This is a genomic window from Methylocystis iwaonis (assembly GCF_027925385.1).
GTDB classification, from domain to species: domain Bacteria; phylum Pseudomonadota; class Alphaproteobacteria; order Rhizobiales; family Beijerinckiaceae; genus Methylocystis; species Methylocystis iwaonis.
In genome coordinates, this window is the sequence record NZ_AP027142.1 from 3,042,397 (window position 1) to 3,057,500 (window position 15,104).

Here is a 15,104-nt window from a genome sequence, read left to right on the forward strand (position 1 = left end):
AATCAACTCGCCCGATATTATTCGCCTTTCGGATAATCGAGCCGCATTTCGCGATAGCGTTCGGGGTCCTCCGCCCAATTCTCGCGCACCTTCACGAAGAGGAAGAGATGCACGGGCTGCTCGGCGGCTTCCGCAATTTCGCGCCGCGCCGCGGCGCCGATCGCCTTGATCGTCTTGCCGCCTTCGCCGATCACGATACGTTTCTGACCTTCGCGCGCGACATAGATTGTCTGCTCGATGCGCGCCGAGCCATCCTTCTGGTTCGTCCAAATATCGGTCTCGACCGTGGACTGGTACGGCAATTCGTCGTGCAGCCGCTCGTAAATCTGCTCGCGCGTGATCTCGGCGGCCAGCAGCCGCAGCGGCGCGTCGGAGAGCTGGTCTTCCGGATAGAGCCAGGGCCCCGGCTTCATGCGCTTCGCCAAGGCGTGCAGCAGATCCTGGACGCCATCGCCGGTGAGCGCCGAGACCATGAAGGTCTCCTCGAATTTGCCCCGTTCGTTGAGTTTCGCAGTGAGCGCCAGCAGCTTCTCGCGCGCGACGACGTCGACCTTGTTGAGCACCAAAATCTTGGGCGCCTTCGCTTGCGCGAGCTGCGTCAGGATCGCCTCGACCTCCTCGTCGAGGCCTCTGCGGGCGTCGACGAGCAGCGCCACCACATCGGCGTCCGCGACGCCGGAAAGCGCGCTCGCGACCATGGCGCGATCGAGCTTGCGCTTGGGCTTGAAGATGCCGGGCGTGTCGACGAGCACGATCTGCGCCGGCCCGTCGATGGCGATGCCGCGCACCAGCGCCCGCGTCGTCTGCGCCTTGCGCGAGACGATGGAGACCTTGGCGCCGACGAGCTGATTGAGCAGCGTCGACTTGCCGGCGTTGGGCGCGCCGACCAGCGCCGCAAAGCCGCAGCGCGTTTCCTGTTCCTGTTCCGTGGCGTTGGTGTCGGTCAATTCGGTCCCGTTTTCTCGTTGGTCCGGCCTTAAGCGGCGCCGGCGCCGCGTCCCCCTCCCCCTTGCGGGAGGGGCTAGGGATGGGGGTCGACAATCTATTGCTATCGCGGCTACCCCCACCCTAACCCTCCCCGCAAGGGGGAGGGAAGAGGATCACGCCGCAGGCGCGTGAAATTGGGCGGGCCGGGAATCCTACTCCTGCACGCCCTCGCGCGCCATGAAGGCCGCCGCGGCCGCCTGCTCGGCGGCGCGCTTGGAGCTTCCCGCCCCGATTGCGGAGTCGAACCCTTCGATTTCCACCGCCAGCTCGAAGGAGGGCGCGTGGTCGGGCCCGCTGCGCGTCACCACCCGGTAGCGCGGCGGCGCGAGCCGGCGGGCCTGGGCCCATTCCTGCAACGCCGTCTTGGCGTCGCGCAGGCTGCGTCCGACATCGTGCATTTTCGGGCCGAACGCCGCGCGCACCACGGCTTCCGCGGCCAGCGCCCCGCCGTCGAGAAAGACCGCGCCGATAATCGCCTCGCAGACGTCGCCGAGGATTGCGCGCTTCTTACGTCCGCCCGTCTGCGCCTCGCCCTCGCCGAGCCGCATATGAGGGCCGACGCCCCAGCTTTCCGAGACTTCCGCGCAAGTTTCCTTGCGCACCAGCGCGGCGAGCCGGCGGGATAGCTCGCCCTCGCTGTCGCCCGGAAAGCTCTCATAGATCATATGCGCAACGGCGAGGCCCAGGACTCGGTCGCCCAGGAACTCCAGCCGCTCGTAGGAATCGGGGCGCTGCGTCGCGGCGCTGACATGCGTCAGCGCCCAGCGCAGCAGGGCCTTATCCTTGAAGGCGTGCCCGATGCGCTCCTCCAGCGCCGAGAGATCGGGCTTGCTCCGCGCCATCTATGTCCGCTCAATGCGCCGGCTTGAAGAGCCGATCCCAGCGCACCGACCAAGGCCAGCGCCAGAAGGCGAGCGCGGATTCGTCCTTCTTCACGGAGAAGAAAATGACCTCGGCCCGGCCGACCAGATTGACGAAGGGCACATAGCCGACGCCGCCAAGCTCCGGCGCAATGCGCGAGTCGGTAGAGTTGTCGCGGTTATCGCCCATCATGAAGTAATGGTCCGGCGGCACGACAAAAAGCTCGGTGTTGTCGTTGATGCCGTGGTCGCCCTCGATCTCGATGATCGTGTGCTCGACCCCGGCATGTTCGGCGTCGCCCGGCAGCGTCTCGCGATAGGTCGCGACCGGAACCTCCTGCCCGTCGCGATTTTCGGTCCGCGCCTTATCGATTTTCTCGCGCGGCACGACGACGCCGTTGATGTAGAGGCGGCCCTCGATCATCTGGATGCGGTCGCCGGGCATGCCGATCACGCGCTTGATATAGTCCGTCTCATTGTCGCGCGGCAGCTTGAAGACCGCGACGTCGCCGCGCTTGGGCGGCGAGGCGAGAATGCGGCCGGAGAATACATTCGGCCCGAAAGGCATGGAATAGTTCGAATAGCCATAGGCGTATTTGGAGACGAAGACGTAATCGCCGATGAGCAGCGTCGGGATCATCGACCCCGAGGGGATGTTGAACGGCTGGAACAGCAGCGTGCGAATGACGAGCGCAATGGCCAGAGCCTGGACGATGACCTTGACGGTCTCCAGAAGTCCGCCCTCTTCCTGTTTCTGGGCCATCGGGACGTTCCTGCTCAAGCCGTGCTCCTTGATCTGATGGGCGGCAAAACCCGCCCTGCGCCCCTTAGCACGCAAACGCGGGGATGAGAACCTGCGCCGTTCCGGCGGCGCGCGCCTCTTTGCTTTGGGCCCAATCCTCGAAAGCCTTTCCTTTACCGGACAGGCATGCGACAAGCCCAGCGCGGCAGGCCTTGCAGCAGATCGCCGTAAGCTCGAAAAGGAACTCACTGGGTCGCGCGCCGATGTCGGTCAAACACCCTATCATCTCGATCACCGGCTCGTCCGGGGCGGGCACGAGTTCGGTCAAGGCGACCTTCGAGCAGATTTTCCGCCGTGAGCGCATCGAGGTCGCCTATGTCGAAGGCGACAGCTTCCATCGCTACCCCCGCGACGTGATGAAAGCCAAAATGGCCGAGGCGCAGGCCAAGGGCAATCCGCATTTCAGCCATTTCGGCTCCGACGCCAATCTCCTCCCGGAGCTGGAGAACCTTTTCCGCGAATATGGCGAGACAGGCTCTGGCCGCTACCGCCACTACGCCCATGACGAGAACGAGGCTGCCCAGCTCGCCGTGCCGCCCGGGCAGTTCACCGATTGGCAGGAGCTGCCCCCCAATACGGACATCCTCTTCTATGAGGGGCTGCATGGCGCGGTGGTGACCGACGAGGTCAATGTCGCCCGCTACGCCGATCTCAAGATCGGCGTCGTGCCGGTCATTAACCTCGAATGGACCCAGAAGCTCCACCGCGACCGCAATTCGCGCGGCTACACCACCGAGGCCGTGACCGAGACCATCCTGCGCCGCATGCACGATTATGTGCATTACATCTGCCCGCAGTTCTCGGAGACCGACATCAACTTCCAGCGGGCGCCGACGGTCGACACATCCAACCCCTTCGTCGCGCGCTCAATACCCACGCCCGACGAATCGATCGTCGTGATCCGCTTCCGCGAGCCGCGCGGGGTGGACTTTCCCTATCTCGTGACGATGATCGCCGGGAGCTGGATGTCGCGCGCCAATTCGATCGTCATTCCCGGCAATAAGCTCGATCTCGCGATGCAGCTCATCCTCACGCCGAGGATCCTCGAACTCGTGAAGCGCCGTAAGAGCGCGACCTGAAAGAACGGAATATGTCCAAAGCACTCGAACTCGACGCGCGTAGCTGCGCCAACGCCATCCGCGCCCTCGCCATGGACGCGGTGGAAAAGGCCAAATCCGGCCATCCGGGCATGCCCATGGGCATGGCCGACGTCGCCACCGTGCTGTTCCAGCGCTTCATGAAGTTCGACGCCAGCCGCCCGGATTGGCCCGACCGCGACCGCTTCGTGCTCTCGGCCGGCCACGGCTCGATGCTGCTCTACGCCCTGCATTATCTGCTGGGCTATCCGGGCATGACCAAGGCCGATCTCGAAAACTTCCGCCAGTTCGGCGCGCCGACGGCGGGGCATCCGGAATATGGCCATGCGCCGGGCGTCGAGACGACCACGGGCCCGCTGGGCCAGGGCCTCGCCACGGCTGTCGGCATGGCGATCGCCGAACGTCTGACCGCCGCGCGCTTCGGCGACGATCTCGTCGACCACAATACTTACGTGATCGCGGGCGACGGCTGTCTGATGGAGGGCTTGAGCCATGAGGCGATCGACCTCGCGGGGCATTTGAAGCTCTCCCGCATGATCGTGTTCTGGGACGACAACTCGATCTCGATTGACGGCCCGACCGATCTCTCGACCTCGACGGACCAATGCGCCCGCTTCGCCGCCGCCGGCTGGCATACGCAGCGAGTCGACGGCCACGATATGGAGGCTGTGGCCAAGGCGATCGAGATCGCCAAGGCCGATCCGCGCCCCTCGATGATTGCCTGCCGCACAGTGATCGGCTATGGCGCGCCGGGCAAGCAGGGCAAGGAGTCGGTCCATGGCGCACCGCTGGGCGCGACGGAAGTCGCCGCCGCCCGCGAGACGCTGCTTTGGCCGCATACGCCTTTCGACGTGCCGGAGCCGATCCTCTCCGCCTGGCGCGCCGCCGGCCAACGTGGCGCGAGCGCGCGCGCCGCGTGGGAGAAGCGCCTCGCCGCCTCGCCGAAGGGACGCGCCCTCGAGACCTTCCTGAGCAATGACGTCGCGGCGGAAATCGCCGGCCCGCTCGCGGCCTTCCGCGCCACGCTCGCGGCCGAGAAACCCAAGGTCGCGACGCGCAAATCCTCGGAGATGACGCTCGGCGTCATCAATGAAGCCACGGCGGCGACGATCGGCGGCTCGGCCGACCTGACCCACTCCAACTTCACCCTCACCAAGGGCATGGGCTCGGTGCGGCCGGGCGATTTCTCGGGCCGCTACCTCCACTATGGCGTGCGCGAATTCGGCATGTCGGCGGCGATGAACGGCATCGCGCTGCATGGCGGCTTCGTGCCCTATGGCGGTACCTTCCTTGTCTTCTCGGATTATGCGCGCGGCGGCATCCGCCTCTCGGCGCTCATGGGCCTGCGCGTGATCTATGTGCTGACCCACGACTCGATCGGCCTCGGCGAGGACGGCCCGACCCATCAGCCGATCGAGCATCTGGCGTCGCTGCGCGCCATGCCCAATCTGCTGGTCTTCCGCCCAGCCGACGCCATCGAGACGGCGGAAAGCTGGGAACTGGCGATCGCGCAGAAGGCGACCCCTTCCGTGCTCAGCCTGTCGCGCCAGAACCTGCCGACGCTGGACCGCCCGGTGAGCGAGAATCTCTCGGCCAAGGGCGCCTATGTGCTGCGCGAGCCGGAGGGTGGCCGCGACGTGACAATCCTCGCCACGGGCTCGGAGGTCGAGATCGCGCTCGCCGGCGCCGACGCGCTCGCCGCCAAGGGAATAAAGGCGGCGGTTGTCTCTATGCCCTGCTGGGAGCTGTTCGAGGCGCAATCCGCCGACTATCGCGCGCAGGTGCTGGGCAAGGGCCCGCGCATCGGCGTCGAGGCGGCGGCGCGGCTCGGCTGGGACCGCTGGCTCGGCGAGCATAGCGTCTTCATCGGCATGACGGGCTTCGGGGCCAGCGCCCCGGCGCCGGAGCTTTACAAGCACTTCGGCATCACGGCCGAAGCCGTAGCTGAGGCGGGCGTCGCGCTGGTCGGGGCGGCCCGAGGCTGAGCGGTTCGGAGCTTCGCCGGACGGGCTGCACCGCAAGAGATGTGTTAGAGTGCCTCGGCCGGCCGTACGGCCGAGGCATTTTGCATAATGGACCAAGTTTTGAGCGACGAACCCGAAAACCTCACATTAGCGCTGCTGCGCAAGATCGATAAGAAAGTTGACGCCGTCGATGCGAAAGTGGACGCGCTGCGAGTCCAGCTTCGCGCCGAGATCGGCGACGCCAAAACTGAGCTTCGTTCCGAGATGCACTCGCTGCGCGCCGATGTCGCATCCGACATGCTGACCCTCGAAATGCGTCTCTCCGACCAGATCGTGGGGCTGCGCCGCGCTGTGGTGGAATATCACTCCTCGGCGGTGGGACACGGCGTCCTGCTGAGCGAGTTCGAGGAGCGCCTGCTCCGCCTCGAGCGCCACGTGGGCCTGCGCGAGACTCACTGAATGTCCTAAAGGCGGATTTTCTCTCCGCCTCCCTGCCTCCGGGTCGCCGTCATGGCCGGGACCGAGCCCGGCCATGACGGGCGGGGAACGATTGTCAAGCTCACCTCGCCGGCGGCTGGCCCTTGTTTCCCGTACGATGTAGATAACCGCGCAAGTTCCCGCTATTTCACTCGGCATCCGCCTCTAATAAGGGAGAATCTTCCCAATGGCCCTCGTCACCCTGCGACAGCTTCTCGATCACGCCGCCGAGCACGACTATGGCGTGCCCGCCTTCAACATCAACAATATGGAGCAGGGCCTCGCGGTGCTGGAGGCGGCCGCCGCCGTCGATGCGCCGGTCATCATCCAGGCCTCGCGCGGCGCGCGCAATTACGCCAACGACATCATGCTCGCCAAGATGATCGAAGCGCTCATCGCCATGTATCCCGACATCCCGATCGTGATGCACCAGGACCACGGCAATAGCGAAGCCACCTGCGCCAGCGCCATCCGCTTCGGCTTCTCCTCGGTGATGATGGACGGCTCGCTGAAGGCCGACGGCAAGACGCCCGCCGATTATCAATACGATGTCGACGTCACCCGCCGCGTCGTCGATCTCGCCCATTGGGTCGGCGCCTCGGTCGAGGGCGAGCTCGGCGTGCTCGGCTCGCTCGAGACCGGCGAGGGCGAGAAGGAAGACGGCCATGGCGCCGAGGGCAAGCTCAGCCACGACCAGCTTCTCACCGACCCGGCGCAGGCCGAGGATTTCGTCGCCCGCACCAAGGTCGACGCGCTCGCCATCGCCATGGGCACCTCGCATGGCGCCTATAAATTCACGCGCAAGCCCGACGGCGCGATCCTCGCGATGAAGGTCGTCGAGGAAATCCACCGCCGCCTGCCCAACACCCATCTCGTGATGCACGGCTCCTCCTCCGTGCCGCAGGAGCTGCAGGACGCCTTCAACGCCGCCGGCGGCGAAATGCCCCAGACCTGGGGCGTGCCGGTCGAGGAGATCCAGCGCGGCATCAAATTCGGCGTGCGCAAGATCAACATCGACACCGACTGCCGCATCGCCATGACGGCGGCCATCCGCGCGACGCTGAACAAGAACAAGGGCGAGTTCGACCCGCGCAAATACTTAAAGCCCGCGCAGGACGCCATGGTGAAGGTCTGCAAGCAGCGCTACGAGGAATTCGGCACGGCCGGCCAGGCCAGCAAGATCAAGCCCGTGCCAATGGCGGAGATGGCCAAGCGCTACGCCAGCGGCGCGCTCGACCCGCAGTTTGCGACGAAGAAGGCGGCGGAGTAAGCCCCCACCCTGTCCCTCCCCCGCTCACGCGGGAGAGGGGACGCTCACGATCAGCTTTCTCGATGAAAGCCACAGCCAGCCCCCTCTCCCGCGTCAGCGGGGGAGGGTTGGGGAGGGGGCGCCGCTTCCGGCGCCTTTCGAGGAATCCATGACCGACACCATCATCGCCCCCTCCATCCTTTCCGCCGACTTCGCCAGGCTCGGCGAGGAAACCCGCGCCATGGAGGCTGCTGGCGCGGACTGGATTCACCTCGACGTGATGGACGGGCATTTCGTGCCCAACATCACCTTCGGCCCCGCCGTCGTCGCGGCGCTGCGCCCGCACACCAAGCTGCCGCTCGACGTGCATCTGATGATCTCGCCCATCGACCCCTATATCGGCGCCTTCGCCGACGCCGGCGCCGACATCATCACGGTCCATGCGGAAGGCGGCCCGCATCTGCATCGCTCGCTGCAGGCCATACGCGCGCGCGGCAAGAAGGCGGGGGTCTCGCTCAATCCGGCGACGCATGAGAGCGCGCTGCAATATGTGCTCGACGACATCGACCTCATCCTCGTCATGAGCGTCAACCCGGGCTTCGGCGGCCAGAGTTTTATTCCCGCCCAGCTCGCCAAAATCCGCGCCATCCGAGAGATGATCGGCCCCCGCCCCATCCGCCTCGAAGTCGACGGCGGCGTGACGCCCGAGACCGCCCCCGCCATCGTCGAAGCCGGCGCCGACGCGCTGGTGGCGGGCTCCGCGGCTTTCCGCGGCGGGCCCTCCCAATATGCCGGCAATATCGGGGCGCTGCGCGCCGCTGCGGCGAGCGCCGGGGCCGTATCGGTCTAGCGCTATTTCCGCTTGAACCGCTCACACTACTGGGCCGCTGTCATTCCCGGCGGGCCAAAGGCCCGACCGGGAATCCAGAGCCACAAGAGCGCTGATGCAGCTCTGGATTCCCGATCGCTCGCTGCGCGAGCGTCGGGAATGACACGAGATCCGCTTGATTGGTTCGGCGCCATTCCCGACGCTCGCGCCGTTTAGACACAGAGGAAGCACCGCCGTCATTGCGAGGAGGCGGAGCCGACGAAGCAATCCAGGGCCACATCGCTGCCCTGGATTGCTTCGCTTCGCTCGCAATGACGGGCTCTGAGCAGAACCAGCGCTTTTGTGGCTCTGGATTCCCGGTCGGGCTTTCAGCCCGCCGGGAATGACAAGGCCCAATGCGAGCTGTTCAAACGGAAATGGTATGACACGAGCCAATCGAACCGATTTCCTACAACGCCCGCCTTTCAATCGGCGCCGCTCATGCTCTAGGCTGGGAGCGATATGACCCACGCCCCTTTCACGATCCTTCTCGCGCTGCTCATTGCCGCGCTGCTTTTGTCGCTTGTCGCCAAGCATCTGAGGATGCCGCCCGCCGCCGCCTATGTCATCGGCGGCATGGCGCTGGCGCTCACCCCCGCCAAGCCGCCCTTCACGATCGACCCGGAATTCATCCTGACGCTCTTTCTGCCGCCGCTGCTGCAGGCGAGCGCCTATTTCACCGTCTGGCGCGATTTCAAAGCCAATCTGAGGCCGATTCTGATGCTCGCCATCGGCGCGGTGATCTTCACCACGCTCGTCGTCGGCCTCGTCGTGCATGCGTTGCTGCCAGAGCTGCCGCTCGCGGCCGGCTTTTGCCTGGGCGCCATCGTCTCGCCGCCCGACGCCGTCGCCGCCAAAGCTGTTTTGCAGCGCGTCCCGGTCCCGCCGCGGCTCGTGACGATTCTCGAAGGCGAGAGTCTCGTCAACGACGCCTCCGGCCTGATGCTCTACCGCCTGGCGGCGGCCGCTGCGCTCACCGGCGTCTTCGACTGGTCGGACGCCGCGATCATGTTCGGCCGCCTGTCGGCGGGGGGCGTCGCCGTCGGCCTCGTCGCGGGCCTCTTCGCCAACGGCGCCATGTCGCGCCTGCGCGACACGCAGCTCCTCATTCTCGCAAGCTTCCTCATCTCTTGGGCGACCTACGTCGGCGCCGAGGCGCTGCATGTCTCCGGCGTATTGGCCGTGGTGACGGCCGGACTCCTGATGGGCTGGGCCCAGCACGCTATTCTCGATGCGCAAAGCCGCATCGAGATGCAGACGGTCTGGCGCGCCGCCGTCTTCGTCATGGAGGCGATGGTGTTCATCCTGATCGGGCTGGCGCTGCGCAAGGTCGTCGAAGGACTCGGCGGCGTCAATGCGGCCGCCGCCTCGGCCGTTGTCAACGCGTTGATCGTCACCGCCGCCGTCATCGGCGCGCGCTTTGTCTGGGTGTTCCCCGCCACTTATCTGCCGCGCCTCGCGCCCGCCGTGCGCAATTATGACCCCTGCCCGTCCGTCTCCGTCCCTATCGTCGTCGGCTGGGCGGGCATGCGCGGCGTCGTGAGCCTCGCCGCGGCGCTCGCTTTGCCGGCCGATTTTCCCGGCCGTGATTTCATCGTGTTGGCGACCTTCGTCGTCATCGCCGTCACCGTGCTTTTGCAAGGCGCAACGCTCGGCCCACTCGTCGATTGGCTGAAGCCGACCGCCCGTCCCCCCGGCGCGGTCGCGCATCTCGACGACCATGCGGCGCGCGAGAAGGTCTATCAGGCGGCGATTCTCGTGGTTGCCGCCGAAGTCGATGGGGACGGCAAGGAACGGCATCCCATGCTGCTCGAGGAGTACCGGCGCCGCGTGACGATCCTCCAGCGCGCCCAGCGCGAGGGCGACGCGCTGATTGAAACCAAGCGCGCCCATTTCGCCATGGCGCTCGCCGCCGTCGGCGGCGCGCGCGCGGAGCTGCTGCGCCTGCATCGCGCCGGAGACATCCACGACGCGACGCTGCACGCGATCGAAGCGGAGCTCGATCTGGAAGAGTCGCGGTTGCAACGCCTCTCCGGCGAGGCCGCGCCGGCGCATTGATGTGCGTTCAGAGGCCCAGCGGGACAGAGGCTCGTCATTGCGAGCGAAGCGAAGCAATCCAGGGCGGCCATAGCGGCTCTGGGTTGCTTCGCTCGCGATGACGCCGGGACAGATGGCGCAGTGTAACAGTCCTGTCGCTTCGCTCATGCTTAAATCACGCGAGGAGGCGGTGAGCTGATGGACACGACCGAGCGCGATCTCAGGACGCTGCGTGACGACGTCGCGGCCCTGCGCGAGGCAGTCCAAACGGAAGGCGACGCGCGCCTCGCCGATTGGGGCGCCGCAGCGGCGGCGATGCCCGGCGCCCGCAACCTTGCTTATTACCTCGCCCTGCGCGGTCGCGACCTGATCGCGCTGCAATTGCGCCTCGCTTCTTACGGCCTCTCCTCGCTCGGGCGGAGCGAAGCGGATGTGCTGGGCGCGCTCGACGCGCTTCTTTCGACTCTGCGCCGGCTCTGCGGAGAGACCGCGGCTTATCCTGCGCGCCGAAGCGACGACGCCCTCGCCGCCGCTTGCGACCAGATATTCGGCGACGGCGACACGCGCACCCGCATTATGGCGACCTTGCCGAGCGAAGCCGCCGACGATCCCGGCCTCGTCGCCGCGCTGATCGACGCGGGCATGGATTGCGCCCGGATCAATTGCGCGCATGACGACGCCGCCGCCTGGGGGCGCATGGCGGGCCATGTCCGCTCGGCCGCCGAGCGGCTCGGGCGGCCCTGCCGCGTGCTGATGGACGTCGCCGGGCCCAAGCTGCGCATAGAAGAGGTGCGCGGGCCCGAGAAATGCCGCCTCTTTGCCGGCGACCGCCTGCGCCTCGTCGATCAACTCGATAAGCGCGGCAAGGGGATCGCCGCGGCGCTGAATTTCCAGCGCATCGTCGGCCAACTCCAGGTGGGCGCCGAGATTTCCTTCGACGACGGCAAGGCCTCGGGCCGCGTTCTCGCCCGCGAAAGCGACGGCGTCGAGATCGAGATCACCGCGGCGCGCGCCAAGGGGCTGCGGCTCAAGCCTGGCAAGGGCGTCAATCTTCCCGCCGTCGACCTCGATCTCTCGCCGTTGACGCCCAAGGATCTGGCCGACCTCGACGCGGTCGCAAAGTTCGCGGACCTTGTCGGCTTCTCCTTCGTCCAGCGGGTCGAAGACATCGCTTTGCTCGATCGGGAGCTGGCCGCCCGGCGCCCGGACGCGCCCCGGCAGGGCCTGGTGCTCAAGATCGAGACGCCGCGCGCGATCCGCAACCTTCCGGGGCTGATCGTGGCGGCGGCGGCGCGCGGCCCCGCCGCCGTGATGATCGCGCGCGGCGATCTCGCCGTTGAGGTCGGCTTCGTCCGACTTTCGGAGATGCAGGAGGAGATTCTCTGGCTCTGCGAGGCCGCGCATGTCCCCGTGGTCTGGGCGACCCAGGTGCTCGATCAATTCGTCCACGAAGGCGTCGCCAGCCGCCCCGAGACAACCGACGCCGCCATGGCGCAGCGCGCCGATTGCGTGATGCTCAACAAGGGCAGCTATCTGCCGCAGGGCGTGCGCTTCTTGCGCGAAGTGCTCGGGCGCATGGAGCGCCACCAATCCAAGAAATTCCCCAGGCTGGCGCGGCTCGAGGCGTGGTCTTGAGCCAAATGCCATACTCCCGGGTTGCAGAGCGGCGCCGGCCGCATTATGGAGAGCGAGCGCTTTGGGGCGTCGCCAAGTGGTAAGGCAGCGGATTTTGATTCCGCCATACGGAGGTTCGAATCCTCCCGCCCCAGCCACAGCCGGACAACATGCTGTCGACGAAAAGCGCGTCTGAGCCCGGGCAGGTTTTTCACGTCCCGTAAGCTCGCAAGGGCCGCCGCCCCATTCATGCCTGCTTGATGGATACTATCCAGCTCATGGTGCGGAATCTGTCGCGAAGGCGACCGTCACAACTCGAATTGAACAAGGCTAAAGTAAAATGAGCGCGCGGAGTTCGACCCCCTTGGCAGTCGCCATCCTGGGCTTGTTGTTGGCGATTGTGAGCTACGGAATCAAAGATCCGAAACTTTCGACCCTCGTCTATGGATCAGGGCTCATTTCCGCCGGCTTCGCCCTGCTGCATTGGTTCATGATTCCCATCCAAGGGCGCAAGGTTCCCCCCAGCCTTTGACGGCCCTTTCGTCGTCGCGACCAACAGGCGCAGCGCCCCTGCGCCTCACCATCCCGCGACGAAAATCTCGACGAAGGCGGCAAAGTAAAGCAGAGCCACGACACCGACGACCACTTTGTCTTCCGCCATCGTTGCGCCCTCCTCGCGCAGGCCTCCCAAGGGCCAAACCTAAAGTCCGCGCCCTTGGAGAAAAGGGCGCCAGCGGGATTTTTGCGGAGGGGCGCACCGGCGCGCATATTCCTTCGGGGGCGTCTTCTTCACCTTTCGCGTTCTGCGCCATTCCATAAACGCAGCACGAACCTGCTCGAACAGGCGCGGCTGGAGGAAGCCTTAATCGTAGCGATCCGAGCGTGGGAGTTGGCGCACCGCCACTTTCGGGGCGGCCCATGCCTTCGAAGTCTTGGCGATCTGAAATTCTGATTTTCGTAGGTCAATTACTGGAAAGTTGGAATTTGGAAGCGGCCCGGCCTCACGATCAGCCGCCTAATATCCTCCTGCGGGACGCGCCTGCGCCGGTTCCGTTTCGGCCACGGATAAAGTAGGAGAAGCTACTTCCCTCTCGCGCGCTTTCCGCTCGCATAGAAATCATGCGAGTGATAGGAAAGCTTGCAGATTCAAAAAGCTGGAGCGCATCCTTATCGCAAAGGTCTTTCAACTTTTGCGGAATGCGCTCTAAGACACAGGAAATGGATAGACATGAAGTGTCCAAAATGCGGTTCGGAATATGCTTACCAGGATGGCGCTTTGTGGACTTGCCCGGAATGCGCGCATGAGTGGAACGAAGCGGAGGCTGCGCCTGAAGCTCCAGCGCAAGGCGAAGGTGTGCGCGACGCCAATGGCAATCTGCTGGCGACGGGCGATACGGTGAGCCTGATCAAGGATTTGAAGGTCAAGGGATCATCCTCGACCGTTAAAAGCGGCGCCAAGGTCAAGAACATCCGTTTGGTTGACGATGCGGTCGATGGTCACAATATCTCGTGTAAAATCGACGGGATTGGCGCGATCTATCTAAAATCGGAGTTTGTCAGGAAGGCTTGATTGCTTGGCGCTGCGGCGCGGCCTTGCGGCTGCATGGCGTCCTTCCCTCAGAATTGCGGAGCCAGAGCCAGCCCCGCAATTGCTTGCAGGCAACGATTGTCCTGCAGCCATTTTTTTCCACCGATCGGTTCGCAATAGAAAGGGCGCGCAGTTGCGCCTCGATCGCGTGCGCTCACGCTGAGAGCGGACCGCGGGCGCCGTGGGGCTGCGTAGGCGCAGGATGCCGGGTCGAGTTCTGCCGATGCCGCGGCGGGAAGGCTTTTTTCAGGGCTCTTTTAGGGGTGAGTCGGCTTGGATGCGGGGGCAGGATTTGAACCTGCGACCTTCAGGTTATGAGCCTGACGAGCTACCGGGCTGCTCCACCCCGCGACAAGCGAGAAGCGCCGCTTTTTTGGAGCGGCGCTTTTGTGTTTGGGATCGGAAGAGGAGTTGATTTGATGTGTTTGGCAGGCCTGGCGACGACCTACTCTCCCAGGTCTTGAGACATAGTACCATTGGCGCGGAAGCGTTTGACGGCCGAGTTCGGGATGGGATCGGGTCTGATCGCTTCGCCGAAGGCCACCAGGCCGGCGAAACACATCGAAGCAAAGGGTCTCTATCGTCATCACGTTTTTTGCACATGTCCTGATCCGAAAACCGCTACGCACTTTTCGGGGACATGTGAGTTTGTGATGGGCGTTGATAAATGAGAGCGATCAAGCCAATCGAGCGATTAGTACCGGTAAGCTACGCAGGTCGCCCTGCTTCCACACCCGGCCTATCAACGTGGTCGTCTTCCACGGCCCTCGAGGGAGCACTGGTTTTGAGGTGGGTTTCCCGCTTAGATGCCTTCAGCGGTTATCCCGTCCATACATAGCTACCCTGCACTGCGGCTGGCGCCACAACAGGTCCACCAGAGGTATGTTCATCCCGGTCCTCTCGTACTAGGGACAAATCCTCTCAATACTCCTACACCCACGGCAGATAGGGACCGAACTGTCTCACGACGTTCTGAACCCAGCTCACGTACCACTTTAATCGGCGAACAGCCGAACCCTTGGGACCTTCTCCAGCCCCAGGATGTGATGAGCCGACATCGAGGTGCCAAACAACCCCGTCGATATGGACTCTTGGGGGTTATCAGCCTGTTATCCCCGGCGTACCTTTTATCCGTTGAGCGATGGCCCACCCACTCGGGACCACCGGATCACTATGACCGACTTTCGTCTCTGCTCGACTTGTCTGTCTCGCAGTCAGGCAGGCTTATGCCATTGCACTCGACGACCGATTTCCGACCGGTCTGAGCCCACCATCGCGCGCCTCCGTTACTCTTTGGGAGGCGACCGCCCCAGTCAAACTGCCTACCATGCATTGTCCCGGACCCGGATGACGGATCGCGGTTAGACATCCATGACGATAAGGGTGGTATTTCAAGGGTGGCTCCACACGAGCTGGCGCCCATGCTTCATAGCCTACCACCTATCCTACACATGCCGACACGAATGCCAATGCAAAGTTACAGTAAAGGTGCACGGGGTCTTTCCGTCTGACCGCAGGAACCCCGCATCTTCACGGGGAATTCAATTTCACTGAGCTGACG

At 64.7% G+C, this 15,104-nt stretch carries 12 protein-coding genes, 2 tRNA genes and 2 rRNA genes (1 of these 16 running past the window's edge); 10 read left to right on the plus strand and 6 right to left on the minus strand.

Going from position 1 to position 15,104, the window contains the following annotated elements:
• Positions 1–17: 17 nt before the first annotated feature.
• From era to lepB, 3 genes are all read right to left on the minus strand, one after another.
• The gene (gene era / locus QMG84_RS14560; protein WP_281928783.1) at positions 18–947 is read right to left on the minus strand and encodes a GTPase Era; all 930 of its coding nucleotides are present in this window, start codon (positions 945–947) and stop codon (positions 18–20) included.
• A 192-nt stretch (positions 948–1,139) separates the two neighbouring features.
• Positions 1,140–1,829: a ribonuclease III gene (gene rnc, locus QMG84_RS14565; RefSeq protein ID WP_281928785.1), complete on the minus strand. Its 690-nt coding sequence runs from the start codon at positions 1,827–1,829 to the stop codon at positions 1,140–1,142.
• A gap of 10 nt (positions 1,830–1,839) precedes the next feature.
• The gene (lepB, locus tag QMG84_RS14570; protein ID WP_281928786.1) at positions 1,840–2,610 is read right to left on the minus strand and encodes a signal peptidase I; all 771 of its coding nucleotides are present in this window, start codon (positions 2,608–2,610) and stop codon (positions 1,840–1,842) included.
• Between the two features lie 242 nt (positions 2,611–2,852).
• Between lepB and QMG84_RS14575 the strand changes: the two genes are divergently transcribed.
• The 10 genes from QMG84_RS14575 (at position 2,853) to QMG84_RS14620 (ending at position 13,525) form a co-directional block, all read left to right on the plus strand.
• Positions 2,853–3,728: a phosphoribulokinase gene (locus QMG84_RS14575; protein ID WP_281928788.1), complete on the plus strand. Its 876-nt coding sequence runs from the start codon at positions 2,853–2,855 to the stop codon at positions 3,726–3,728.
• An 11-nt stretch (positions 3,729–3,739) separates the two neighbouring features.
• A complete protein-coding gene (gene tkt, locus QMG84_RS14580; RefSeq protein ID WP_281928790.1) occupies positions 3,740–5,731 on the plus strand; it encodes a transketolase in 1,992 nt (663 codons plus the stop codon).
• 99 nt (positions 5,732–5,830) lie between these two features.
• A complete protein-coding gene (locus tag QMG84_RS14585) occupies positions 5,831–6,169 on the plus strand; it encodes a hypothetical protein (protein ID WP_281928791.1) in 339 nt (112 codons plus the stop codon).
• Between the two features lie 205 nt (positions 6,170–6,374).
• The gene (fba, locus tag QMG84_RS14590) at positions 6,375–7,457 is read left to right on the plus strand and encodes a class II fructose-bisphosphate aldolase (RefSeq protein WP_281928792.1); all 1,083 of its coding nucleotides are present in this window, start codon (positions 6,375–6,377) and stop codon (positions 7,455–7,457) included.
• A 148-nt stretch (positions 7,458–7,605) separates the two neighbouring features.
• On the plus strand, positions 7,606–8,286 hold the full coding sequence (rpe, locus tag QMG84_RS14595; RefSeq protein ID WP_281928794.1) for a ribulose-phosphate 3-epimerase: 681 nt from the start codon (positions 7,606–7,608) through the stop codon (positions 8,284–8,286).
• A gap of 480 nt (positions 8,287–8,766) precedes the next feature.
• Positions 8,767–10,362: a Na+/H+ antiporter gene (locus QMG84_RS14600; RefSeq protein ID WP_281928795.1), complete on the plus strand. Its 1,596-nt coding sequence runs from the start codon at positions 8,767–8,769 to the stop codon at positions 10,360–10,362.
• A 177-nt stretch (positions 10,363–10,539) separates the two neighbouring features.
• Complete coding sequence (locus QMG84_RS14605; protein ID WP_281928797.1) at positions 10,540–11,976, plus strand: pyruvate kinase; 1,437 nt, start codon at positions 10,540–10,542, stop codon at positions 11,974–11,976.
• Positions 11,977–12,038: 62 nt separating this feature from the next.
• Positions 12,039–12,113: transfer RNA gene (locus tag QMG84_RS14610), tRNA-Gln, on the plus strand.
• 206 nt (positions 12,114–12,319) lie between these two features.
• Positions 12,320–12,487 carry a hypothetical protein gene (locus QMG84_RS14615; protein ID WP_281928798.1) on the plus strand — a complete coding sequence of 56 codons (168 nt, stop codon included), beginning with the start codon at positions 12,320–12,322 and terminating at the stop codon, positions 12,485–12,487.
• 696 nt (positions 12,488–13,183) lie between these two features.
• Complete coding sequence (locus QMG84_RS14620) at positions 13,184–13,525, plus strand: zinc ribbon domain-containing protein YjdM (RefSeq protein WP_281932023.1); 342 nt, start codon at positions 13,184–13,186, stop codon at positions 13,523–13,525.
• Positions 13,526–13,817: 292 nt separating this feature from the next.
• Here the strand turns inward: QMG84_RS14620 and QMG84_RS14625 are convergent.
• From QMG84_RS14625 to QMG84_RS14635, 3 genes are all read right to left on the minus strand, one after another.
• Positions 13,818–13,894 (minus strand) — tRNA-Met (locus tag QMG84_RS14625).
• A gap of 81 nt (positions 13,895–13,975) precedes the next feature.
• A 5S ribosomal RNA gene (gene rrf, locus QMG84_RS14630) occupies positions 13,976–14,091 on the minus strand.
• Positions 14,092–14,216: 125 nt separating this feature from the next.
• A 23S ribosomal RNA gene (locus QMG84_RS14635) occupies positions 14,217–15,104 on the minus strand (it continues 2,052 nt past the right edge of the window).